We start from the raw sequence: 24,294 nt of genomic DNA on the forward strand, positions 1-24,294 counted from the left end.
TGGGTTGGGCGTGGCGAGGGGGAGGCAATTTGGTTGTTTTCAGGTATGCAACCACCTACAACGATGAGACCGGGTAATGCGAAGCGAAACATCGAGGATCCATCAAATCGTGCAGGGGATAGGATAGGAGTCTTTCGTTTCGATCACTCGTGTAGATGACTCGTGTAGATGACATAGACGGTGATATTTGGCGAACAGTCCGTGTTGAACCGATCTAGAGTTGGTAGCGTTCGACATACTCAGCAAAAGTATCCTCAATGGTTGCCAAGCTGACGTCGAAAGGCCGGGAATCATACTGGTGAGAGCCAAAGCGTCCTTTCGGGTTGTCTTTGAGCCACTTCGTCATGGCCTTTTCTGTGAGCCCATCCCATTCAATTCCGAAATATTGATAGATGTTTCTTGCTTCGGCTAAGGGGTCTTTCACCAACTGTTTGTAACAAACGTCCAAGTAGCGATTTCCAGGAAGGGTGCCGGCGAATCGATCTAAGTGGGGTATCAGATGCTTCCAACTCTCGATCCTCTGTCTTACATGATCGTTCGAGAGTGAACGCTCAGAATAGACAGCACGACTCAGTCGACGAAGGTTGACAGCCGAAGGAATTGCCTCGGCCGGGTGTCGGTGAATTCTTAAGAAGCATGCATCCGGGAAGACTGTGAAAATATCCTCAACGTGGTGCGAGTGATTGGGTGACTTCAGCAACAATCGCAAATTATTCGACCCTAGCTGCAGCATTTGAAGCTGTTGGCGATAGTCTCGGTAAATAGGCTCCATGTCCATCCGATTCAACCACTGACGGTAAGAGCTGAGACGCGCCTGAAGCGTAAAACTGGTGTCGACGAAAGTATTTCTTAGCAGGTAGATGCACTCTTCTGGAGAATCAGCTTCCGTATAGTGAATAGGCTTGAGTGCCGGCACCATATCGTAGAGGTTATCGCACCAGCTTTGTGCCCTAGCCCGACGCTCGGGAACGACTTCCGGATGAAGGGAGCTGGGAGGACAGGGCTCAAGCATCTCCCATATTTTCAAAGCTCGAAGCCGCGGCCCCACCGACAACAACCGATGAAGAAACGTCGTCCCAGTTCGAGGCATTCCGATGATGAACAGGGGGCTTTCAATTTTTTGTTCTGTTAGGAGGGGGTGGGCCTTTCGGAAGGCTTCGATTTGCAACCTTGACTTGAGGAGTTCATAAAGTGTTTTCTCGACAATCCGCCAGCCCCGAGCATGAAGGCCCGATTCTTTAAACGACTGATGAAGTGTTCTAAAACCCTCCAAAAAAATCGGCTTACCAAAGTCCTCGAGCGATGTTTCCTGACAAGCCCATTTCAGGAGCGTGTCGGAGCGGCGATGCTGGGGCCCCCGCCCCAACGCAACAAGAACGTTTCCCCAACCCTTGTCGACCTGAAATCTCAAGTCATTTTTGACTTGATCGGCAGGAATGTTTTTCCTCTTTCCGCTCAGAGTTTTCACAATCATTGCTGACTCACTGAATCAAGTGTAAAAAAGTCAACCTCAACTGAGGCTTCCGACGCAACGTCAGGCAATATCTCGTTGAAAACCATGCCTACGAACGGGGCAAATACCATCACACATACATCGATTCGCTGGACAATCCCATCGAGTAATCCCTACCGATGCCCGACGATCCAGCGGGGTTTACCATCAAGTCATTCAACGAAATGTTAATCACAGGCTGAGGCAATTGAGTCGGCACCCCCGACATCACCTACGGCGACTGATCTCTTCGGGATTCCAACGCGATCTCTAACCTCCACAGAAAAAATTCTGTTCGCTGCCCCAAGTGCCCGTAAGCGTAGTGCAATCGACTCTTTTTCAATCGGCTCCTCGTGCTAACTCGACATCTCTGATCGCCCGTTCTAATTGTTGAGCGAGGATCTTACAGTTGGGTTGTTCGAGAAAGGTATAGTGGTCACCTGCCACGGGAATGACTTGCAATTTGGGGACCACTCTGTTCCAGGCCAAGCGGCCGTCAAATTTTCCTTCAAAGTTATTGTCTCTACTTTGGAACAAAACGGTTCGATCGTCGTACTTGTTGGCGACATAAGCATTTAGATCCTGCACCGCGCGCTGAACTAAGGTATTCTGAGCTTTCACAGTATCCGTATCGACAGACTCATAAAAGTGACGCTCGGCCAGCCCCAACCTCCCGAGCAGGATCTTGCTCGCATGGCGAGTCACCCTCTTCACCGCAGCCAATTCAATACCTTCCTGAGACGAGAGTACTTTCTTGGCATGAAAGACCGTGTCACTGCCGAGGCGTTTGATGTCTCGGAGTGTCTGAGTCACATCGCCCAGGATCTGCTCCTGCTTTCGGTAGGAACCCAAGGGAAAAAAAGTGTCAAAAAGGACAAGTAGTCCCACATCTTTGCCTCTTCGTTTTAATAGCTGGGCCATCTCAAAAGCCACTACCCCACCTGAGGACCATCCACCCAAATAGTAAGGTCCCTTGGGTTGGTGTTCGACCAGGGCGTCGACATAGTCAACGACCATCTGGTCGAGAGACTCGTGGAGCGGCTCTCGGCCATCGAGCCCCTTGGCTTGAATACCGTAAAAAGAAAACTCCTGGTCGAATTCTCTGGCCAAGTCCCTGTAGCAAAAAACAGTTCCGCCAGCCGGATGGACACAATAAAAAGAAGGACGTCCCTCCCCTTCCCGAATGGGGACAATGGTTTCCCATTTGGTCTCCCAACCTTCTGTCCGGATCAGCGCCGCTAATTTTTCAACCGTTGGAGCTTGAAACAAAGTACTGACTGGGAGTCTTTTTTCCAGGAGTCGCTCGATGGCGTTGAAGATACGAAGGGCAACCAGCGAATGCCCACCCAAGTCTATGAAATCGTCGGTGACCCCGATGGGTCTTACTTTGAGTGCTTCCTCCCAGATCGCAGTGAGCAATCCCTCCAACGGCTCACGAGGTAAAATCAAACTGTAGCGAGGCTTACTTGAGGAGAGGTCAGACAGCGAACCCCAGTCGACCTTACCCGTCACGGTCATGGGAATGTTTTTGACCTTAAGGATGAGCCTTGGCACCATATAGTCGGGTAAGGATCCCCTCAAAGCTTCGCGAAGTTCTTCAGGTGTGGTATGCGATACAGATTTAAGCACAACGTAGGCGACGAGATAATGAGAATCTTGATCTACCTGGCAGCCGACCGCGCACCTCAAAACATCCTCGAAATTCAGGAGGCAGCGTTCCACGCCCTCAGGCTCCACTCGGAAGCCACGAATCTTGACCTGCCTGTCCTCTCGACCTAAGAACTCCAGAACACCGTCTTCGCTGAAGCGGCCCCGATCACCGGTCAAGTAGAGTCGTTTCTCAGCCGTTGAGGAATCGGGGCAAAAACGCCCTGATTCATCTTTTGGCGAGAGGTAGCCCTGGCAAAGTCCTCCCCCTCCTATCGCAATCTCTCCGATTTGGCCAGTTGGAACGGGAGAGTGGCCTTGCCCTAGAATTTTCAGAGTACAAAAAGGAAGAGGGCGACCAATGGGTATTCCCTCCTCCCGATTGAGGTCTCCTACTTCTATCCTGTGCAGGCTAGAAAATGTCGTTCCTTCGCTTGGTCCGTAACCATTATAAAAGTGGGTCCGAGGACAGTGAGCTAAGGCGATTTCTAAATGCCGCGGCGAAAGGACTTCACCGCCACTGACGACTTGGTCGAGAGCACTCAACAAACCGGGAGACTCATCGACGATAAGGTGAAAGAGTGAAGCCGTGAACCACGCGGTGGTGACCTTCTCTCTCTCCAACGTACGTGCTAATCCCGTGAGGGTAGGAGTTGTCTCTCCGTGAAGGATCAAGGTCGCTCCGGTGAGAAGGGCGCCCCAGATCTCAAAGAAAGAGGCGTCAAAAGCTGGGGAAGAGGCATGCAGAATCCTCTTTCCAGGACCCAATTCCAGCTCATTCAAGCCTTGAACCAAAGCTTGGATGTTGATGTGACTGATCTTGACACCTTTCGGAGTCCCGGAGGTTCCGGAGGTAAAGATGATGGTGGCCATACTCTCCGGATCACTCTCGTCCGTTGGGACCACCGTTTCTCCATTAGATGCTAGGCTCTGAAAAAGCTCTTCGGGTTTGATCGTTGGAATTTTCGCTGACCCAAATTCACCGTGGGTGACGAGTAGCTCAGCGCCGGCCTCCTTTAGCAGTTGTTCTTTTCTGGCAGGTTTGTCGTTGGGATCGAAGGGTAGATAGCTCGCTCCCAGTTGCAAGATGCCCAAAACGCAAGCTACAAAATCGTGGTTTCGTCTCAAGCAAACGGCTACGCGAGAATTAGCTTTCACACCCCTTGCACGCAGAGCACCAACTACCGCTACGACGTTAGCTCCCAGTTCTCGGTAACTGTACTGAGCACCGTCCTCAACCAAGGCTAGAGCTTGCGGTCCGGCCTGAACCTGCTCCCAAAAGGATTGGGGAATTGTTTTTCTCAAACATTTTGAGTCCGGAGAAGGAGAGGATTTTTCTTTCCCAAGAGATTCCTCAGTCAGTCTCTGAAGGAATCGCAGAAAGTGACGTTTCAGCTGTTGGATCTCGCTATCACTCAAGACATCGGTGCGATACTGGAGACGACAATAGCTCCGTTCTTTATCGCTCAAGACGGCGAAGACGAGATCGTAGAACTGTTGAGGTGGCTCGAGGGAGCGAAATTCCAGGGACAGCTCAGGGAGGCCCTGCCCCTCTGATCCGATCGACTGATACTCAAGAACGCATTGGAAGAGCGGGTTGACGCCTGGCTGTCTCGAAGGCGCTAATTCTCGAACCAAGTCCGGAAAAGGAAGGTCCTCGTATTCGAGCGCTCCATAGACTTGCTGTTGCACGTCGTGGAGAAGTTCTTCGCGACCCTGCCCTTCGCTAGGGAAAGTCAAACGGATAGGCATCGTGTTGACGAAGAGGCCAACCGTACTCTCGCTGCCGGATTCGGTCCGCCCTTGCAAAGGCACACCAAAAATAACAGAGTCCTGTCGAGTCTGTTCCCTGAGACTCTGAGCGTAGGCGGCGCAGAGAAGCGTGAAAGGGGTCACATTGGCTTTTCGCGCACTCGCTTCAACCGCACTCCACAGAGGTGGTTCAAGATCGAAAAATAAACTGGAACTGGAAAATCGCGTCGGACAGGTGTCTGAGTCTCGAGGGAAAAGGACCGGTGGTTCATGACTCAAACGCTCCTTCCAGTAAGTCATGATCTCTTCCCGATTGTTTTCGAGTCGCATTCTTTGATTCTGGACGAAATCGTAGTAACGATCGAGATTGCAATCGGCGAATGAGTCCCCTTCCTTGAGTTTGCTGTAGTGTTCGTAGATTTCTGCGCGAATCCTTTTGGTGGAAACACCATCGACGGCAATGTGGTGGGCAACAACTAAAAAGTGATGTTCTTGTTCCGAAAGCTTTAAAAGCCGTCCTCGAATCAGAGGTTGTCCGTCCAAGGCGAATGGCTCCTCCCGAAGGGAAGTCAAGAGAGCCTCAACCTCGGTTTCGGAAGCCACGTCCTGAACCTGAAAATCGACCTCGAGATCCTCGACAACGACAGCTTTCAAGTCATCGTCTTCGAATTCGAAGCGCGTCCTGAGGCTTTGGTGAGAGTCCAGAACACGTTGCAGAGCGTCTCCGAGGAGACTCCCCTTCAGAGGACCTAACAGACGATCCGACCAAGCGACGTGATGGGTCGCTTCCAGATTATAGGTTCGCTCCAGATAGTAGATCCCTTCCTGGGTCGAGGACGGGTTAAAAGAGCGGTGCTCCGTGATCGGATTCTCTCTGAGGCCCGGTGAGCCAGACTCCAAATGTTCCGGAAGCCCCTTGACCACGGTCACCACCGAATTATGCCGAGAACTCTGCAGTTTCCAACGAGCAAAAATTTGGGCAAACAGACGGCTGCCTTCCTTGGCTGAGAGGTACTGCAAACCGGTGGTCTCAACAATGTCTTTCACCCCACCACGAACGGCCATTCCTTCGTCCGCCCATGCCGTCCATTGAATGGAAAGGACAGGTACTTGGGGTTGCTGAAAACCGTCCAGCAAAGCGTTAGCAGCTGCGTAGTCGGCCTGTCCCGGTGTCCCAAAGTAAGCCGCGACAGACGAGAATTGCACGATACCTTGAAGCTTAGACAGGGATAGCGCCTGGACCAGCAATTCCAAACCCAGGTTCTTAGCCCGAAAAACCTCTCCCAGATCTCGGGGATCTCGTTCTAGAAAGGGGCACATGGAACCCAAACCTGCGGCGTGAAAAAGATAGTTAATTGGGCGATCGTGAAGCTGAGCTTTCCGGACGGCTTCAGGATCGGAAATATCACAGCACAAGTATTCGACTCTCTGCGAACTGTGTTGTTCTACCCAATCTGGGACTTCCGGCCGCCGACCAAGTAAAAGAAAACGCGATGGGCTGCTATCCAAGAGTTCTCTGACCACTCGGGATGCGATACCTCGACCGCCACCGCTGACCAAAATGAGATCCTCCGCCCCCAATTCGTAAGGCGGAGAGTAATCGTCCAGTTCTGCTGAATCTAAAGCCAGCAGCGTTTCAACTTGGGATTGCCCTGAGCCTTTCACCCAACGCCCGATTGCGAGTTCGCCCAACACCCTGTCCAGCAGCGCCGGTGGAACCTCGCCGACCTCCAAATGATGATAGGAAAACTGAAGCGAACGTACGTCTTTGTGCGCAGACCTCAAGAAAGCAGTGAGAGCCCGAAAACTCGCCAACAATTCATTTCGTTCTTCTCCATAGCTGACTACGGCAAAACGCGCTTCGCCGCCTTCCTTGGCCCGTGCTTGAATCGCTTTCATGATGCCAGGCAGGAGATTCTCTCTCAGCTCTTTGCTGCCCGGAAGACGTCCCAAGTACAAACGGTGTTGACTGTCTCCGTTGAGTCCACCGAGGGATCCTGTTTTGCTTGACCATTCTTGACGAGACCAAGACATATCCCAAGGCTCTGCCTGCTCGAATACCGGGCAATTCCGCAATTCAAAACAGCGGACGGGGACGTCGGCAGACTCAACAGGTCCGAGGGATTCGCTTGCTTGAAGAATCATCCGAATACTGTTGAGCCCGCGGAATCCCCGATGTTTCGGTGGGAGGACCGAGCCTCTCAGTTGGGAGATAATCGAAATGAGCTTCAGTGAGTCCAGGCCCAGCTCCGCATCGAATTCCACATCCAATCCCAAGCGAGACTTCGGGTAACCCGTGACGGCTGAGACCACGTTCCGCACCTGTTCTTCCGGGGATAGGCCGGCTACAGGAGTTTCTGGTTCGTTGTCCCACAACGAGTTGTTCCGGGGACGGCAACGGGTCAACGGGGGACGCTGAAAAGAGAGAGGCTCCCGTAGTCTCCGCTGCAAATCGGTAACATTCTGCAAAAGCCCCCGGTCGCCTTCATCGAGGGAGAGCACCTGAAATGGCTTGCCCGCAAGAATGTCCTTGATCAAAGCGCCAAGGACACGTCTGGGACCTACCTCCACGAAACGACGTATCCCTGCTTCGTAGGCCAGTTCTATTTGAGAAACAAAATCTACGGGCGCTGCGACTTGGGAAGCCAGCAGAGATGCGACGCGCTGGTGAGCCTCTGGATTGAGTTGCTCTCCAGTTCGAGAATGGGGATAAAAAGTACGTTCCGAATTGGCGGGAATAGGAACTCGCGGACACTTCAACGCTAATCCCAAGAGATGAGCTCTCATGGGCTCGACAGCGTGGCTGACATAACTCGAGTGAAAGCCTCGGTCTACCATCAGATGAGCGGTACCCAGTCCGACCTTCTTGGCCAAGTCAGCGGCTTCTTTTAAATTCTCGGGTTTTCCCGCAACCACTAACTGGGAATAGGAATTAATGTTGGCGATCTCAAGTTTGGGGTCCATTCCGTGAACCAAATCCAGGGCTCTTTCTGCGTTACCTAACAGACATAAAAGGGAGCTTTCTGGGCCGTTTCCTTGACTCATGATTCGCCCCCGGACCGTCACAGCTTTGACCGCCTCCTCAAACGTGATCGCACCGGTTGCGTAGAGCGCCGTGTACTCGCCCAAGGAATGGCCCAAAGCAAGGTCACAATCAATCCCAGTTTGCGACCTGAGTGTCTGCAAGAGGGCTGCGGAAACACAGAACAGAGCCGGTTGAGCCAGAACCGTATTCCGCAGCGCGGCGTCCTGCGCAGGGCCTTGGGTGGAAGGATAGAGGGCCTCCAGAAGACTTAATCCCGTCTCTTGTTGAACGATCGATTCGGCCGCCTCGAAAAGGGGACGAACTTCCGCTGTATCATACAGCTCAGACAACATGCCAGGGTACTGAGAACCTTGACCAGGAAAAAGAAAGGCGATCTCCCCGGAAAGTGAAGGCAAACTCCCAAACAAATAGTTCTCAGGCTGCACCAAGGCCGTACGGGCCCCGGATGGAGGTGTGGACAAGACCAAGGCAAAATTGGTACCGCCAAAGCCGAAGCCACTCACAGCAGTCTGGACCACCTCTTCTTTCACGGACGTAGGTCGCTGGACGACAGTCAAACGTTGTTCTGCTTTGAGAAGGCCAGTGCCGGGCTCCTCAAAGTTCGTTTGAGGTGGCAGGAGTCCACAGTTGATGGGAATGAGGGCGTTGAACAGTCCAGCCATGCCGGCTGCCGTCCGAAGGTGCCCAACGGAGGCTTTGGCCGAACCCAAGCTTAACGGCTGTTCTGGCTGTCGTTGAAAAAATTGGTCCAGAGAGGCAAGTTCCGTAGGGTCTCCGATCGATGTCCCGGTTCCGTGGCACTCCACGTAAAGCGTGTCGCTGGGCTTGAAGCTACCTTGAACGTAAGCCCTCTGCAGAGCCCGTAGTTGACCAGAAGTTTGAGGTGCGGTGATTCCTGCACCGGCTCCGTCGGAGGAACTGCCAACGTTATTGAGCACTGCATAAATCGTGTCGTCATTACGCAAGGCATCGTGAAGTCTTTTGAGGATGACGATCCCACAACCCTCACCCAGGACAAATCCATCAGCCCGTTCTTCGAAAGGAAAGGAGCCCAGCTCGGCCAAAGCCGTCACCTTGCTGAAGAGAACGAAAGCATCGGCGGTCATCCAAGTATCCACCCCACCACTGACAACCAGGTCACACTCCCCGGTTCGTAGCGAGTTCACCCCGCAGTCGATGGCCGCGAGGGATGATGCACAGGCAGCGTCGATTGTGATGTTGGGACCATGGAGGTCGAAGGCCCAAGCGATCCGTCCGGCTACAAGGTGAGTGGAGCGTCCGGGAAGGCTGTCTGGAGTTAGCGCGTAATCCGGAAATTTTTCCAAGTAACGTTGAAAGAGCCCCTCTAAATCATTTTTTTCGCCGTCTTCTGTTAAGCCGCGAAGCCGGTGGAAAATCCGTCGAGTCCCAAAAGACTCACATTGAGCCTCAGCAACATCGCAGCCTGCAGTAGCGGCTACAAAGACCCCGGCTTTCTCGCGGTCAAAGTCACTGCAAAGCAGCCCGGCGTCATCAAGCGCATCACGCGTACAGAGGAGCGAGAGGAGCTGGGGGTAGCTCATCGTCTTCAGGGTCGCGGGAGGAATCGCTAGGAAATCGTAGTCCTCCTGGAACTCCTCAAGCAGAGCTGCCAGCTTGGAATAACTGGACACCTCTCGGTCTCGATTCTCGGAATAAAAAAGTTCTTGCTCCCACAACCAATCGGGAATTTCTCGGATAAAACATCGTTTTTTAAGAATATTGTGGAAGTAGCCCTTGAGAGTGCGACTCCCGGGCATTCGCAAACCGACTCCCACGATGGCGATGGGAACACTGGGGCCAAATTGCTTTTGATCGGGCAGTGAAGAAGAGTAACGCAACTGTCTTTAACCTAGCAAATAACAATTACAGAAGGATCATTGCTAGGAGCCATAGAATGAAAAATCGTCCAGCAACCCTGTACTATCCTAATTACCAAATCCGAAGACTTCAAAACCTCACTCGCACAAATTCCTGTATAGATTGATGAACCGAAGAAGGCCGCATTAAGCTCTATAAAGCTTAATGACGGACTGTTAGGAATTTTGGTCACACACCGTACTCGCAGGACGAATCGATCGAGCTCCCCGAAGAAGCGCATCCAAATCGAGGTGCAAGTCATCCACGTCAGCCAGTGCCCTCAGTGTTGAAGCCTGCCATCCAGCCACCATGATTCAAGATTTCCGCGATGATGCCGTCCGAAGGCCGTTCCAGGAACGCACACCCTTCATCTGACCGCCAAACGGTTGAAAAGAGAATCGGTCCACCTCATGCCTTCGCATCCTGGCCCCCACAAGAGATTAAGATGGATAATCATAACAAGGTCTCGCGTCGAACGTTTTTGATCCCCCGGGGTCGCTTCAGCAACTGCAAAACTGGCGGCAGCATGAAAAATAATGGGCGTGCAACGGATCGTGCGGCATTAGATGGGTTGTTGCGACGATTGATAAAAGGATGTGCAATGCGATCTCGGGTTCGAATTTTTATTTTTGTCTTCACTGCGACGAGCAGTTTTGCGGTAGCTCATTCCCGCCCCGCGGATGACAAGCCCAACGTCGTCATCTTCATTTCCGACGACCAAGGCTACGGCGACATGGGCATCCATGGCAACAATTTCATTCATACGCCTCGCCTCGACCGGATGGCGCGCGACGGCGCGCGGCTCGACCGCTTCTACGTGTCGCCCGTTTGCGCGCCGACCCGCGCCAGCCTGATGACCGGCCGTTATCACCTGCGCACGCGTGTCTCGTCCACAAGCCTCGGCCACGAGGTGATGAATACCGAAGAGGTCACCCTTGCCGAAGTTCTGCGCGGCAACGGTTACGTCACGGGCGCCTTCGGGAAGTGGCACAACGGTCACCACCCGCCGTACCACCCCAACGGCCAGGGCTTCGACCACTACCTGGGCGTTTGCCAGGGCCACTGGAACAACTACTTTAACCTGCTGATGGAACGCAACGGTCAGCCCTACCCCACGCACGGATACACGTCCGACGTGCTGACCGATCACGCCATGGAGTTCATCAAAACTAACCGCGACAAGCCGTTCTTTTGCTACGTGCCTTACAACGTGCCGCACACGCCTTTTCAGGTGCCCGACAAGTACTATGACAAGTACGCCGCAGCGGGTTTGAATGCGAGCGACGCGAGCGCGTACGGCATGTGCGAAAATATGGACCTCAACGTTGGGCGCGTGCTCGATCAGCTCGACGCGCTGGGTATCGCGAAAAACACAATCGTGATCTACATGTCCGACAATGGCCCGAACTCAGGAAAAAAAACGCCGCGTTTCAACGCGAACATGAAAGGTCGCAAGGGCTCGGTGCACGAAGGAGGCGTCCGTGTGCCGTTTTTCATCCGCTGGCCCGGGCAGATCGCGTCGGGACAAGTCATCGATACGATCGCGTCGCACATCGATGTGCTTCCGTCTCTCGTCGAGCTGACGGGAACAAAAATGGGAAAGACCCTGCCGCAAGACGGCGTGAGTCTCGTGCCACTGATCAACAACAACAATCAAGAACCGGCGGGATGGCCGCAGCGCATGATCTTCTCGTCGCAGACGTCACCTGGCCACCAATGGCCAGTTCCATCGCTTCATGAGGATTTGGCGAAAACAAAGATTTCGGTGCGCACACCGAGATACCGCGCCGTGACAGAACGCAAGGACGCTGACGGGAAAGCCATCTGGCAGCTGTACGACATGCAGGATGACCCAAGCCAGAAAAACGACATTGCCAAGAAGAACCCGCGTGTACTCGCCGACCTTACCGCCGCTTCCGACGCTTGGTTCGCCGACGTAACTCGTAACGGTTACGGCTTACTGCCCGCGCCCATCGGCGGCGTGGCCCACCCGATTATCAACGGCTATGAAACCGTGCTGCTCAACGCGCAAGACGCACAACTCGAATCGCGCAGCCTGACAACGGCGTGGGTCCACAGGCTCGGCAACAACGGTTGGATCGATAATTGGACGACGATGGACTTCACCCCATGGTGGCAAATTGACGTGCGCGAGTCTGGCAAGTGGGACGTGACGATCCACTACAACGCGGCTGCGGACGCCGTCGGCACGAGGCTGCGCGTTAGCGCTGGCGATCAAGCGATCGAAGCAATCATCACGCAAGCATTGGTCTCTGATCCGCTGCCACGCCCGAATCGCACACCCATGCGACACTACATCGACAAAAACTGGGCGACGCTCAGGGTGGGTCAGCTGAAATTTGAGATGGGCGCCGAGCGGTTGCGCGTCGAAGTGATCAGCCAAACTGGCAAGCTGGTGATGCAGCTCAAAGACATTGTGCTGACCCGGCCGCACTAACGGTGTTTGGTGGTGAGGTTCAATCGAGAAACCGGAGACACTGCTGCGCAGGAAAGGCGAGTGTGCTTCAAAGGCTACGCGATCGGGCAGATGGAAAAGGTCAGGCGATCCATTGCGATGGGGCCGATTCTAGGCGAGAGTTTTTCAGATTGTTTAATAAACCAAACTGATCTTCATCTGACTGGGATTTTGTTTCGTTCATAGCGGATGGCAGGATCGCGGAGCGGATTGTTTTGTTTCGGCGAACGTCGATCTTTATTTAGCTGGATGACTGTTGGATCCGACTTGCAAATAATGCGATGCCCAGTTTAAATGTTGGACCTCAACCAGCCATTCTACAGTCGACGGAAAAATCATTTGATTAATCTTCTCATCACCAGAGATGGAGACGGGTCCATCGGTTCACTTTTGGCCGTTGGATTAACGGGGTCGAAAGAGCCAGATTCATTTCCCGGGCGAAGAAACGACCAACTTGGTTGTAACGCCCCCCTTTGTCGAATGATAAAAATCGCTTTGCCGTTGATGGTCCTGTGATTGAGAGCCGAGTCGAAAATCGAAAAGAAGGGTGAAAATGCCGAAGTCGCGATTTACGCCTTCTAGGAGAAGAAACCAATGATTTTCATCAAGTCGAGGTCCTGAAGACATGAGAATCCATCGAGTTGATCTCATTGTTTTTCCGGTGATACTTCTGACCGGCATCCTGCTCGGTTCGGTGCAGGTCGCCTCCATGCCCGGCGTCCCTTCCCACGGCCGGTATCACGCCAGTGATATGGACGATCTCCAGGAGCAGCTCCTCGGACACTCCGTGTTGCCGAAGCCCTGGTCCGCGGCCTCCGATCACCCCGGATGGCTCGCGATCTGCGGCCTGTACCAGAGGGTATCCACCGCGACCGGACTTCAGGGGATGAGGCTCTGGAATCGCTTGACGCCAGTGTTTCTAGGGCTTAACCTCTGCCTCTTTCTGGGCTTGACCCGCCAGCTCCGCTTCAATCGTCTGCAAGCCCTGGCCCTGACCGCGGTACTGCTCGCGTCCGGTGCCACCATCACCTGGAGCGTGGTTCTGGAAACCCATGTACTCGCCCTCACCAGCCTTCTTCTCCCTGCCCTGATCCTCACCAATCGACGATTGACGTCGCGACTCTGGAGCCGGCCTAACCCGGCGGATGTTGCGACCTACGGCGTAGCCATCGCCATCGCAACATCGATCACCATCACCAACATGATGCTCGCGATTCTGGCGGTGATTCCAGTCAACTTCCTCCGACATCCAAGCCCCGCTCGTCTCGTGACCCGAACGATTCGACGACTCCCCACCCTGATATCGGCGAGTCTGGTCGGCGTCGGAATCCTGGCATTCGTTCATCTCATAAGCTGGTATATGCACCAGGATCGGAATATGCCGCAGTTCCTTGAGGTGCTGGGGGAACGCCGCCTGCTTCAAAGCATGAGAGGTTCCTGGTGGGACTCCATCCTGTCACTGGCTTGGATCGCACCACCAATAGACGCCTACAGCGGTAGACCTGAGTACCTCCAGATGCTGTCGCTCGAACGCAACTGGTCGACTGCCCCTGCGTACCTCTCGGGCCTCGCCGTGTTGTTCCTGACGATCTGCTCGTTCCGCGTCGTATCCGCACGCACGATGTTCATACCGGCTTTCGTGCTCTTCGGTGTCGTTCTGCATTCCGTCTACGGACTCGGCGAATCATTTCTCTTCGCAGCAAATTATACGTGGGCGAGTGTAATCTCCGTCGGCCTCCTCGGCCGCGCCGTGATGCCTCGTCAACTCGGGTGGATCGCCTTTTCCGTCGCCCTGATCATGCTGATCGTGAATCTCCTGATCTGGAAACACGGCCTCGACTGGATCATCGAAAACAACTACCTCCTGCCGCCCGCCCACTGATTGTTGCAGAATCGTCCCAAGATGTTCTTCGAGATCATTAGCCGCATGGGGAGCCAGTGCTTCGGCGAGCACTGACAGGAATTTTGATTTCGAGCCATACCCGCAGGGCGAATCGATCCAGCTACCCGAATAGGAGGCATCACAGCGGAGGGCAAACTTTGGATCTGCTTACTTCAAACAACCTGACTAGCTGAACAACTTGGAATAGTGCCTGTACCAATCACTTTGAAATCGCTCCTTTGGATCGTACTTGAGTTTCAACTTCAGGAATTCAGAAAATTGCGGATAGCAGGTTTCCACCTGTTGGCGAGTTGCCCATCGATGGTAAGTCAGATAGAAACATCCGTCATACTCGATCACTCGGTCGATTATTCGGCGAAAGTCTTCCTGGGCCTTGCAGATTCCCTCGCACGTATGGGGCACATGTAAGTTGCAAACAATACAGATACAGCGTTCCCTCGCCCAAGCGAGAAAACTCTCCGTATCTGGCTCGATGAACCGGATCGTTCCGTAAGTCATATCCACCTTATGTTGGACAAAGTCTTGCCGAACAGACTTCATAAACGGAATGAAGTTTTCCTTGGTAACATAGACCTCCGTGATCATTTCTGTCTCGTTGGCGTTTGCAACCGCTTCGATGTAACCCTCGATCACGTTAGAGAGTTGATGGGAATCGGACCAGTAGACCTGACCGGAGGTTCCCAGATAATACTGTTCGTACTTGCTGAACGCCTGCTCTTTATCCGTGCGAACCATCCGATACATCGCAGCCCAATCGGAACCGGACATGTGTTTCGAGTTTTCAGGTACCGGGATCTCTTCATCGACGGGCTTGTAACAGGAAAAGACGCCCGGATGAAACTCTTCGTCGCCCCCAAGGTTGACCGAATATTGACAATCACCATAGAGAAACCCGTCTTCAATCGCCGCTTCGACGTTGGGTAACAGATTTTTGACGGCGATTACCTCCACCCTACGCTTTACAACCTGTCGCGGAACGAGTCTCAGCGTCACCTGCGTAACAATGCCGAACAGACCATATCCGCCAATAGCCAACGAAAACAGTTCCCGGTTTTCCTGTCGGCTGCATCCGAGCTTTTGACTGGCATGATTAACAAGAGTGAAGGATTCGATATCGCTTATCAACGGTGGAAATATCAAGCCTCGACCATGGATATTGGTCGACAATGAACCTCCAATCGAGACGTTATCGACGCCCGTCTGTTTCTGTCGAACGGCCCAAGTTTTCGAACTGCCGGCCTGTTCCCCGTGCAGGTAGTCAATCAACTCCGGCCACATCAATCCGCTTTCCACGGTGAGTAATCCGTTTTCGCGATCAAAATGGACAACCGCCTTAAATTCGCTCATGTCGAGCAGGATCGTTCCCGTTCCGAATTGTTGTCCGCCCATTGAATGCCGGCCACCCGCTATCGATATCGCCAGATCGAGTTCCTCGGCCATTTTGAGGGCCTGCAGGATGTCGGACTCTGATTCAGGAACGATCACCGAATGAACCTGTGTCGAGTTCAGCTGTGATTGAATGTCGTTAACTTCTTCCATGACTGGCACCTCATTGCTTTCAATTTCCCGAATTTGGGTGGACCACCAACGCAATGTTCTCACCGATTGCCAAGGTGGCTTGGCGATTTTTTTCAGTCAACCATTCCAACCGCAAGTCCTGGTGTGTTTTGTGTTCAAGTAACTGAAACCCTGATTTTGCCAGGAATGCAGGCAACTCAGAGCTCTTGATTCCCCAGGTAAAACGCTCGTGCTGAAATGCCAGCCACAGCGATGTTGCGAGCCGTTCGTTCTGAAAACTGAAATTCTGAGGTTTCAGCTCCTCCATGTAGGTGAAAATAAATTTTGAACCCAATGCTTGCGCTGCGATGCACTGCAACATTTCCCGAACACGTGCTTCGCTCAAGTACATTGCCAGGCCTTCGGCAATAAAGAGCGTTGATATTTTGGGATCGTATTCCGGACAACCAGCGAGCGCGGAGGCTAGGGTTTGACAGGACAGGTCAACGGCGAAGAAATGACACTTTCCCGAGGCGAGCTGAAAACGTTCGATCGCAGCCGTCTTGACGATCTGCGTAGCGGGATGATCCAGTTCGATGATCGACAGCCAGGGCATCTCGGCCGACAGACGAAGACTTAGTGTGTCGAAACCGGATCCGATGATAACGATTTGATGGATCCCCCCCGAAACGGCCGATCGTACAAGCGACTCAATACACCGCTTACGTAGCACCTGATGCAAGTAGATACCGGGTACCGAACCAGCCTGGAGTACCTGGCATTGTTTCAGCAGCATAGCGCGTCGCAATCTCGCACTGCCCCAAAAACGTTGGGAATTAATGTGCATGGTCATGGCCGCCGTATAACGACTTAATGTCTCTGGTACTTCGATCGACAAGGCAGGTTGTTGGGAAACCCAGTAGATCCCGTTGGACACAAATTTGGCAGTTCGACTGGCCTGATCTTGCTTCATGATTGCAAACCGAAACGCCGGCTGAGGGGTAGTAAAGTTGGGTCGCTAAAAATTGTCATCGTAGTAGCTGAAAATCGAATTTCGCTCGCTAAGTTGGGTGGCTCAACCCTCCAAACATGATCGCCTGCAAGAATCATCGAATGGCGTGTCGCCGGCATTGCTTCAGCAGCCGATCACTGCGTGGTAGGGGGTTTGCCCACCCGTTGCGATGAAATGTCGAGATTCGCCAAAATCATTTGTGCAGACGAATTTACGCTTTCGATAGGCGACTAACCACCGGAAAAAGAAAAAAAGCCGAGGAACTTTCGGGCAGGCTGTGATTGCGTGTTGAGCAATTCGACGACCGTGGTAAGCGGAATATTCCGCGTTTTCGACCGCATCCGCGGTAAGCGGGGACGGCAGCACTCAATAATGTCGCGGGGACCAGTTTGTCTGTGGCAGCGCAAACTGTTGTCGAAGCCGGAAACGGTCATCACCGAAGTAACATTGAACCACCATCTACGCGAAGCAGCTCAGCTTCGGTCAACTCAAGAAGTCTGAGACGCGGCTGATCAACGTATTTCATCGCCGACTCTAATCATCGATTGGAGGCGATTATTAGCGCGTTCGCTCAGTAATCGATTGATTATCTCAATCATTTTATCAACGTTTGGATGTTCCAAGATACTGACATGATCTCCAGGTACGGCATGAATTCCTAGCTGGTCAACAAAGCGATTCCAGCCCCGATCTGGAGGCAATCCATGTAGCAATCCTTGTGTCTTCGCGATAATCAGATCTACCCGACCAGCATAGGATTCGGGTTGGTAATCTCGACAGGCAGCATAAACAATTCGCATCAACTCACGATTCTGCACGGGTAAGATTGTTTCATCCCAGATATCGGAAAACTCCACCGAGGCAGATGCGGGCGAACTAATTTGACGCCAACTTCTTCGAGTAAACCGAAGCGCCCGATCGAAAAATGACGAATCGGAAAAGCGTTTCCATTCTTCCAGACACCAAGACGGGAAATTGGCGGCGATTCGATATCTTTTTCTCAATCGCCCCGCAAAATCGATTTTCTGCCCACGCGTCCCTGGACCAATATCGATCACCACGAGTAGATCAATTTGAGCGCCCCGTGCGGCAAGAACGCTGGCAACCTCATACGCCATCATCCCGCCATAAGAAAAACCCATGAGTGCATAGCTCCCGGTGGGCTGATAGGCCTGCAACGTATCGGCAAGAATGACTGCCGTATGGCGGAAGTCCCGAAAGTGATCAATGAACTCTGCTTCCAAACAGGGCTGAACGCCAAAACTCGGACAGTCGATTGACTCCACGATGGCTGTCGAGATCACGGTTTCCCCTGTAACCCCCGGCATAATAAACAGCGGGCGACCTTGGCCGTTCTGGCGCAAGGGCACAACTTCGGCTATCTCCAAACTTGAATTTGTTTTTAAGCTGCAATTCGAGACGAGCTTAGCACAGTGAGCGATCGTACCCTGTTGAAACAAAAGCGCAAGTGGGATCTTTCGCCCCCACTTTTGATCAATCCGACCGAATATTTCGAGGGCCAAAATCGAATCGCCCCCGAGTTCGAAAAAGTTGTCGTGAACACCGATAGAATCAACGCCAAGTATTTCCGACCAAATCGTCGCTAGTTCTTCCTCGGTCCCATTGCGAGGTGCAACAAATTCACTATCAACTTTTGGACGAGAATAATCCAAATCCGGTAGAGCCCGGCGATTAACTTTGCCACTCGGTCCCAGCGGCAGCTTATCGAGCACAACAAAGCGTGCCGGGATCATAAAACGGGGAAGTTTATTCTCGAGATAGCGTCGCAGTTGCCCGATTTCAAAGGCGGGTTCGCCTGAAGTCGCCACATAGGCAATCAATTGATTAGCACCCAAACGATCCTTTCTGGGAACCACGACTGTCGCAGTGACCAGTGGATGTCGTCCGAGCACCTCCGCAACATGCCCCGTTTCTACTCGATAGCCACGAATCTTCGTCTGTTCATCACCGCGGCCAAGAAATTGCACAAACCCATCGGCCAAATATCGAACACGATCACCTGTGCGGTAAAGAACATCGCCACCGGATTTAGAAAAGGGATCAGGTACGAATCGTTCGGCTGTTAAATCGGGTCGATTCAAATAGCCGCGAGAAATCCGTCCGCCAACATACAATTCACCCGCTACTCCACATGGCACGGGTTGTTGATGCGCATCCAGAATGTAGATTCGTTGGTCTTTATGACGTCGTCCAATCGTATCGCTGATTCCGATGTCCGATCGCGTCAAATCGACGGTGGTCGCACCAGGGGCTTCGGTGGTCCCATAGATGATTTCCAAAGTTGCATCGAGTCGGGTCAAAAAATCGTCTCGCATTTCAACTGATAGATGTTCACCGAAACAGATTACACGATTCAAAGATGTACACCGTTCCACACCCGGAGTATTCAAAATTTGCCTTAACATCGAAGGTACAAAATTTGTCATATTGATTCGGTGCTCTACCATGAAGTCAACGATCCGGCTGCTCTCAAGTCGAATTTCAGGGGGAGCGATCACAATCATGCCACCGGTCGTCAGTGGCATGAACATCTCCGCTTGAAACGGAGTAAGCCCAATTCCAGCTTTCATCAAGTGTCGGCTTTGAGGTTGACCATCTTTCCTTTGCGGACGCAGCAGACTCTTTCCGTGTAGTGCCACAACCGCTTTGGGTTCGCCCGTCGATCCAGAGGTGTAGAAGACGGTGGCAGAATTGTTAATCAGAAGTCGGTTGCGTGGGCGCTGCTGGCTTTCGGCAGATAGGACAGATTCCCATTCAGTGTCAACACAAAGCAAAGGAATTCCAGCATCCGGAAGAAACTCAGCATATCTCTCTTGCGACAGCAGCAAAATAACTTGGGCGTCTTTTATGATGTAGACAAGCTGCTCGACGGGATAAGTTAAATCCAAAGGCACACAAACCCCCCCGGCTTTGGTCACAGCTAATGTTGCAATCACCAATTCCGGCGAGGGCTCCATGCTCAAACCGACTGAGATTTCAGGGCCAACCCCCTGTTTAATCAGGTAATTTGCCAGCTGATTTGCACGCTGCTCCAATTCTCGATAGGTGAGGGATACGGGAGATGCAGCGACTCTAGGCGCGGGGCCCTCCGAGGTGACCCGATGGACAATTGGCGTCTCGGGAACAATGACGGCCAAAGCATCCGGCGCACGATCGACTTGCTCTTCAAATAGTTGTTGTCGAAAACAGCCGCCTTCGCTGGATTCACTGGATTCACTGGATTCACTGTCTGTGTTCCATTCCACCAACAGTTTTTCTCGTTCGGCATCGGTCAGCAGCGGCAACCTCGACACACACTGTCGTTGATCGTTAGCAATCGCCGCCAACAGAGTCTGAAAATGTCCGTTGAGGCGGACTAGTGCTTCCGCGTCAAAACAGCTTTCCTCACACTCAAATTGGCAGGACCAACCGCTTGACATTTTGGTGACACAAAGAGCGAAATCTACTTTGCCATTTGGCTCAAGAACTGGGTTCCCATCAGCGGTTAATGTCCGAAATAAGGCGACCATTGGATCGCTGTGCGGCATTCCGGCGTTGGGGTACAGAACAACAGCCAAATCTGCCGATGAGCTGCCCCTCTGTTCCCCTGCAACATCCACATGGTCTCGAATTCCTTGCAACAGCGACTCAAAAATCAACTCATCTGAAAATCCGAACAGTGATTCATCATCGTCAACAGCCGTCGGAATACCCAACTCATTTTTTAGATTGGCCAACCACATCTTTTTAATGTAAGAGTCGGGTTGGGCTTGGTTCGTCTTTGTAAGCTGTCGAAGACCTATCTGCTCAGCGGCCGTATATCGATAGAGCAACACCTGAAAGGTGGCTAACATCGCCATCGGCAAAGTGACACCATCAGCGCAGCAGGTTGCTTCAAGCTGTTTGATCAACTTCGTATCACACTGCGCGATCAGAACGGGACGTTGGCCCCTACGACTCGCCGACTTGTTTTGTTGTCCACTTTCCATCGATTCACTCCGACATGACATTCAGTTTGAGATCCATCTTTTTTGAGAGTAATCGGAGCGTTCCATCTGCTCAACAAGACTCGCTGGCCGCATATCAGTCCAGACTTCTTTGATAAATGCCAAACATGCTTCTTTCGATCCCCTTTTTCCACCATTGTTCCAGCCCATCGGATTATCACAATCGTCGGACCAAATGGAGTACTGATTTTCATGATTCACAACGACTCGATAAGCGGTGCCTTTCACCGGTTTGTTATCTTCCATTTTAGTCTCCTCAGCAACGAATTGATTGCCTCGATTTTTATTCGCCAAGTGAAGCTGAATAACTCGACAGGGTGATCGAGAGAACTCAGCCTCAGATCATTTCATCACTTCAGTTAGGGTGCATCACTCTCGCACAATCAGGCGTGCTGTAATCCAATCCCCAACCTTGATAATCGTCGCCTCTCAAAAGTCCACCTAACCAGCCAGTCTCACCGAAGCTGGCTTTTACACAAATTTCCGGGTAGCGAACATGTTTGAGGTTTTTGTTCTAACATCAGACCTTCAGTGAGAAGTGAATTGCTTTGCCTCAGCTAAATTTCGAGTCCTTGTAAAATTGATTCCAGAACCGACGTTAAATGTTCGACATGAGGCTCTTGAAGCATTGTGTAATGATCACCTGGTACTTCGAAGTGATCGAGTTCGTTAGAACATAACTGCCTCCAATGAGGCACGGGATTTAACTCTTGGACCCGATTGATGGGCTGCACAAAAGCGATTTTTCCCGGATAGTTTTCCTGAGGGCAATAACTACATTGTCCTCGTAGCGACTGCTGATAGATGTCAAAATGTCGCGAAAATGTGCCAACAGGTAACCTGTCCGCCAATAGCTTGGCGTCCCGAAGACGTTGATGAATGAACCTGATTTTTTCGTTGAACGAAAAATCCTGACTGGCCTTTAAGCATTCCAAAATCTTCTCGTGAGGAATTCGAAACTCTCGTAGGTAGGCAAGTAAAATTGCCTGTTGAGATGGAATTCGAACTCCCTTCGCAGCAATGTGAGTGTCGATCAGGAAGCATAAGGGAACCTCCTCGCCAATGGCACGCAGCCGTTGAGCCACTTTATAAGCCACAAGACCTCCAAATGACCAACCGCCAATCAAGTAGGGCCCTCGCGGCTGCGACTGGCGAATCACGGAGCAATAATGTTCAGCAAGTTGCTCTACCGACAACGTTATAAGCCGATCATCATTGACTCCGGGATGCGTTAAACCATAGACATTTTCATCTTTATGAAGGCCCTTCACCAATGGGATGAAGGTTTGCACGGCGCCGGTCGCTGTAGCCACGAAATACAATGGTCTCTTGCTTGTTTTACCGATTTGAAGAGGAACACGCACCGAATTAAGATCATTCGAGACCGCTGAATCGACCTCTCCCCCATCTGTTTTGATTAACTCGGCAAACATGGCAATCGTGGGTTTATTGTACAAATCAGCCACCACGGGAGTTGCCCCAGCCCATTTCGAAATTTTGGTAATCAGTTTCGGGGTGAGTAAGGAATGACCTCCGAGGGAGAAAAAATCGTCATGACGACCGATTTTCATTATGCCGAGAATCTCACACCAATCGGCTGCAAGTCGCTGCTCAATCTTTCCTTGAGGTTCTTCCGACTTGTTAATCCACTTCTCTCTCTTCGGAGGCAGCAGTGTCCCCCGATCAATCTTGCCATTCGCGTTAAGTGAAAAACGATCTACGATCACGAAATCTGAGGGTACCATGTAACTGGGTAAGTGCGACACAAGATAATTTCGCAAATCCGTCACGAGTAGGTTTCGTTTATTGTGTGACTGACAATAGGCAACCAACCTCTGATCATCATGCCGATCTTTGAAACAGATCACCGCCGCATGGGAAATATCCGGATGCTGGTGCAGCACCCCTTCGATCTCTTCCAACTCGATACGAAAGCCTCGCAACTTCACCTGACGGTCGGTTCGTCCCAGGTACTCAAGCACCCCATCTTCACGCCATCGGCATCGATCACCGCTACGATAGAGCCGCGTTCCAGTTGCGTTTTCAAATGGCGCATCGACGAACCTTTCCGCTGTCAATTTTTCCTGATTTAAGTAACCTTGTGCCAAACCGGCACCGCCAACATGCAATTCGCCCGGCACCCCAATCGGAACGGGCTGACGTTCAGCATCCAACACATAAATCTGATAACCGGGGATCGGGCGGCCAATGACAGCGTTTGTCGACTGATCAAGATCGTGACGGCTCAAAACATGATAGGTAACGTGAACTGTCGTTTCAGTAATCCCATACATGTTCGTGAACTGAGCCTGTTGATTAGTATGGCATTCCAACCATGGACGCAACCGTTGTACATCCAGTGATTCCCCACCAAAAATCACATGTCGAAGGGAATTATGCCGATCAACATCAATCGATTCTCTGGTGCCCTTTAATTGAAAAAAGGCAGAAGGCGTTTGATTCAAAACCGTCACACGCTCATCTTCGATCAGCTGTGAAAATGCTTCTGGTGAACGACTAACGTCAAAGGGAACAACCACCAATCGCCCACCGTATAACAATGCGCCCCAAACCTCCCACATCGAAAAATCAAAGGCGATCGAATGAAAAAAGGTCCAAACGTCGTCTGCATTAAAATTGTATAACTCTTGCGTTGACCGGAATAATTGGATCAGCGAAGCATGCTTGACCAATACTCCCTTGGGGACGCCCGTCGTTCCCGAGGTATAAATCACGTAAGCAACGCCGTCGGATGAACGTTGCAATTTCGGGTTTTCAACACTTTCTGCTGAGATTTGCGATCGCTCCCCGTCCAAACATACAAGCCTCGCATCGGGAGCCTGAAGTTTCTGAGACTCGCTATTTCTCGTCACAATCACCCGCAGCCCACCGTCCCGAATGATTCCGGCATTTCTTGCGGTCGGGCTGCTAGTGTCGAAAGGAACAAACGTACTGCCTGCTTTCACAATCCCCAACAACCCGATAATCAAATCCAGCGACCGTTCTATGTATAAACCAACAAGCTCACCAGGCGTTACGCCATCGCCAATCAAACGATGTGCTAACTGGTTAGAACGTTCATTCAGTTCCCGGTAGGTTAGTTTCTGATCTTCCCAGACGACCGCCACCGCATCTGGAGTACGTTCTACTTGCTGTTCAAACAGATCACTTAGACATTCTTCATCCGTAGAAGCTATTGCAACACCATTCCAATCAGCCAACAACTGCTGACGTTCCCAATCGGGTAATAGTGAAAGACGGCTGATCGCTTGGTCTGGATCGGCAAGGATGCTTTCCAACAGCACGTTCCAATGCCCGACCAATCGTTCGATTCGATCGCTGTCAAACAGGTCACTACTGTAAACGATCGTGCCCCGCAGTCCGCTTGGCTGTCGCCATAAATGGAATTCCAGATCAAAACGAGTCAGGTCGCTACACCCCAACCGTTTTTCCACTTCGAGTTCGTGCAACGCCAGATTCTGATCTTCGTAATCGAGCAGCTGGAAAATCACTTGTATCAGCGGACTCCGGTCTCGATGACGCTCCGGAGCCAATTCTTCTACCAAACGTTCGACAGGTAGCGA

Annotated in this window: 9 protein-coding genes; 2 read left to right on the top strand and 7 right to left on the bottom strand. The window is 52.0% G+C overall.

Annotated features, from left to right (window positions below; all coding sequences use genetic code 11):
- Positions 1-214: 214 nt before the first annotated feature.
- Both P8N76_09280 and P8N76_09285 read right to left on the bottom strand, forming a co-directional pair.
- Positions 215-1,474, bottom strand: coding sequence for a sulfotransferase (locus P8N76_09280; protein ID MDG2381855.1), 1,260 nt, complete (start codon positions 1,472-1,474; stop codon positions 215-217).
- A gap of 357 nt (positions 1,475-1,831) precedes the next feature.
- Positions 1,832-9,796 (bottom strand): amino acid adenylation domain-containing protein, encoded by a 7,965-nt coding sequence (locus P8N76_09285; GenBank protein MDG2381856.1) that lies wholly within the window; start codon positions 9,794-9,796, stop codon positions 1,832-1,834.
- A gap of 620 nt (positions 9,797-10,416) precedes the next feature.
- On the opposite strand from P8N76_09285, the gene P8N76_09290 reads away from it, so the two are divergent.
- Positions 10,417-12,273 carry an arylsulfatase gene (locus P8N76_09290; protein ID MDG2381857.1) on the top strand — a complete coding sequence of 619 codons (1,857 nt, stop codon included), beginning with the start codon at positions 10,417-10,419 and terminating at the stop codon, positions 12,271-12,273.
- Positions 12,274-12,916: 643 nt separating this feature from the next.
- Complete coding sequence (locus P8N76_09295; GenBank protein ID MDG2381858.1) at positions 12,917-14,173, top strand: hypothetical protein; 1,257 nt, start codon at positions 12,917-12,919, stop codon at positions 14,171-14,173.
- Between the two features lie 186 nt (positions 14,174-14,359).
- Here P8N76_09295 and P8N76_09300 read toward each other — a convergent pair whose 3' ends face one another.
- The 5 genes from P8N76_09300 to P8N76_09320 all read right to left on the bottom strand — a co-directional run.
- Complete coding sequence (locus P8N76_09300) at positions 14,360-15,733, bottom strand: FAD-binding oxidoreductase (protein ID MDG2381859.1); 1,374 nt, start codon at positions 15,731-15,733, stop codon at positions 14,360-14,362.
- Positions 15,734-15,752: 19 nt separating this feature from the next.
- On the bottom strand, positions 15,753-16,664 hold the full coding sequence (locus tag P8N76_09305) for an SAM-dependent methyltransferase (protein ID MDG2381860.1): 912 nt from the start codon (positions 16,662-16,664) through the stop codon (positions 15,753-15,755).
- 551 nt (positions 16,665-17,215) lie between these two features.
- Complete coding sequence (locus P8N76_09310) at positions 17,216-20,713, bottom strand: amino acid adenylation domain-containing protein (protein ID MDG2381861.1); 3,498 nt, start codon at positions 20,711-20,713, stop codon at positions 17,216-17,218.
- Positions 20,714-20,956, bottom strand: a complete 243-nt coding sequence (locus P8N76_09315) for an MbtH family NRPS accessory protein (protein ID MDG2381862.1) — start codon at positions 20,954-20,956, stop codon at positions 20,714-20,716.
- Positions 20,957-21,267: 311 nt separating this feature from the next.
- A partial coding sequence (locus P8N76_09320) for an amino acid adenylation domain-containing protein (GenBank protein ID MDG2381863.1) occupies positions 21,268-24,294 on the bottom strand: 3,027 nt, incomplete at its 5' end.

The sequence above is a fragment of the Pirellulaceae bacterium genome (assembly GCA_029243025.1).
Taxonomy (GTDB): domain Bacteria; phylum Planctomycetota; class Planctomycetia; order Pirellulales; family Pirellulaceae.

Coding starts and splice junctions, on each gene's coding strand:
- P8N76_09310 (MDG2381861.1), bottom strand. CDS start 20,713: ATGTCATGTCGGAGTGAATCGATGGAAAGTGGACAACAAAACAAGTCG.
- P8N76_09280 (MDG2381855.1), bottom strand. CDS start 1,474: ATGATTGTGAAAACTCTGAGCGGAAAGAGGAAAAACATTCCTGCCGAT.
- P8N76_09290 (MDG2381857.1), top strand. CDS start 10,417: ATGCGATCTCGGGTTCGAATTTTTATTTTTGTCTTCACTGCGACGAGC.
- P8N76_09315 (MDG2381862.1), bottom strand. CDS start 20,956: ATGGAAGATAACAAACCGGTGAAAGGCACCGCTTATCGAGTCGTTGTG.
- P8N76_09295 (MDG2381858.1), top strand. CDS start 12,917: ATGAGAATCCATCGAGTTGATCTCATTGTTTTTCCGGTGATACTTCTG.
- P8N76_09300 (MDG2381859.1), bottom strand. CDS start 15,733: ATGGAAGAAGTTAACGACATTCAATCACAGCTGAACTCGACACAGGTT.
- P8N76_09305 (MDG2381860.1), bottom strand. CDS start 16,664: ATGAAGCAAGATCAGGCCAGTCGAACTGCCAAATTTGTGTCCAACGGG.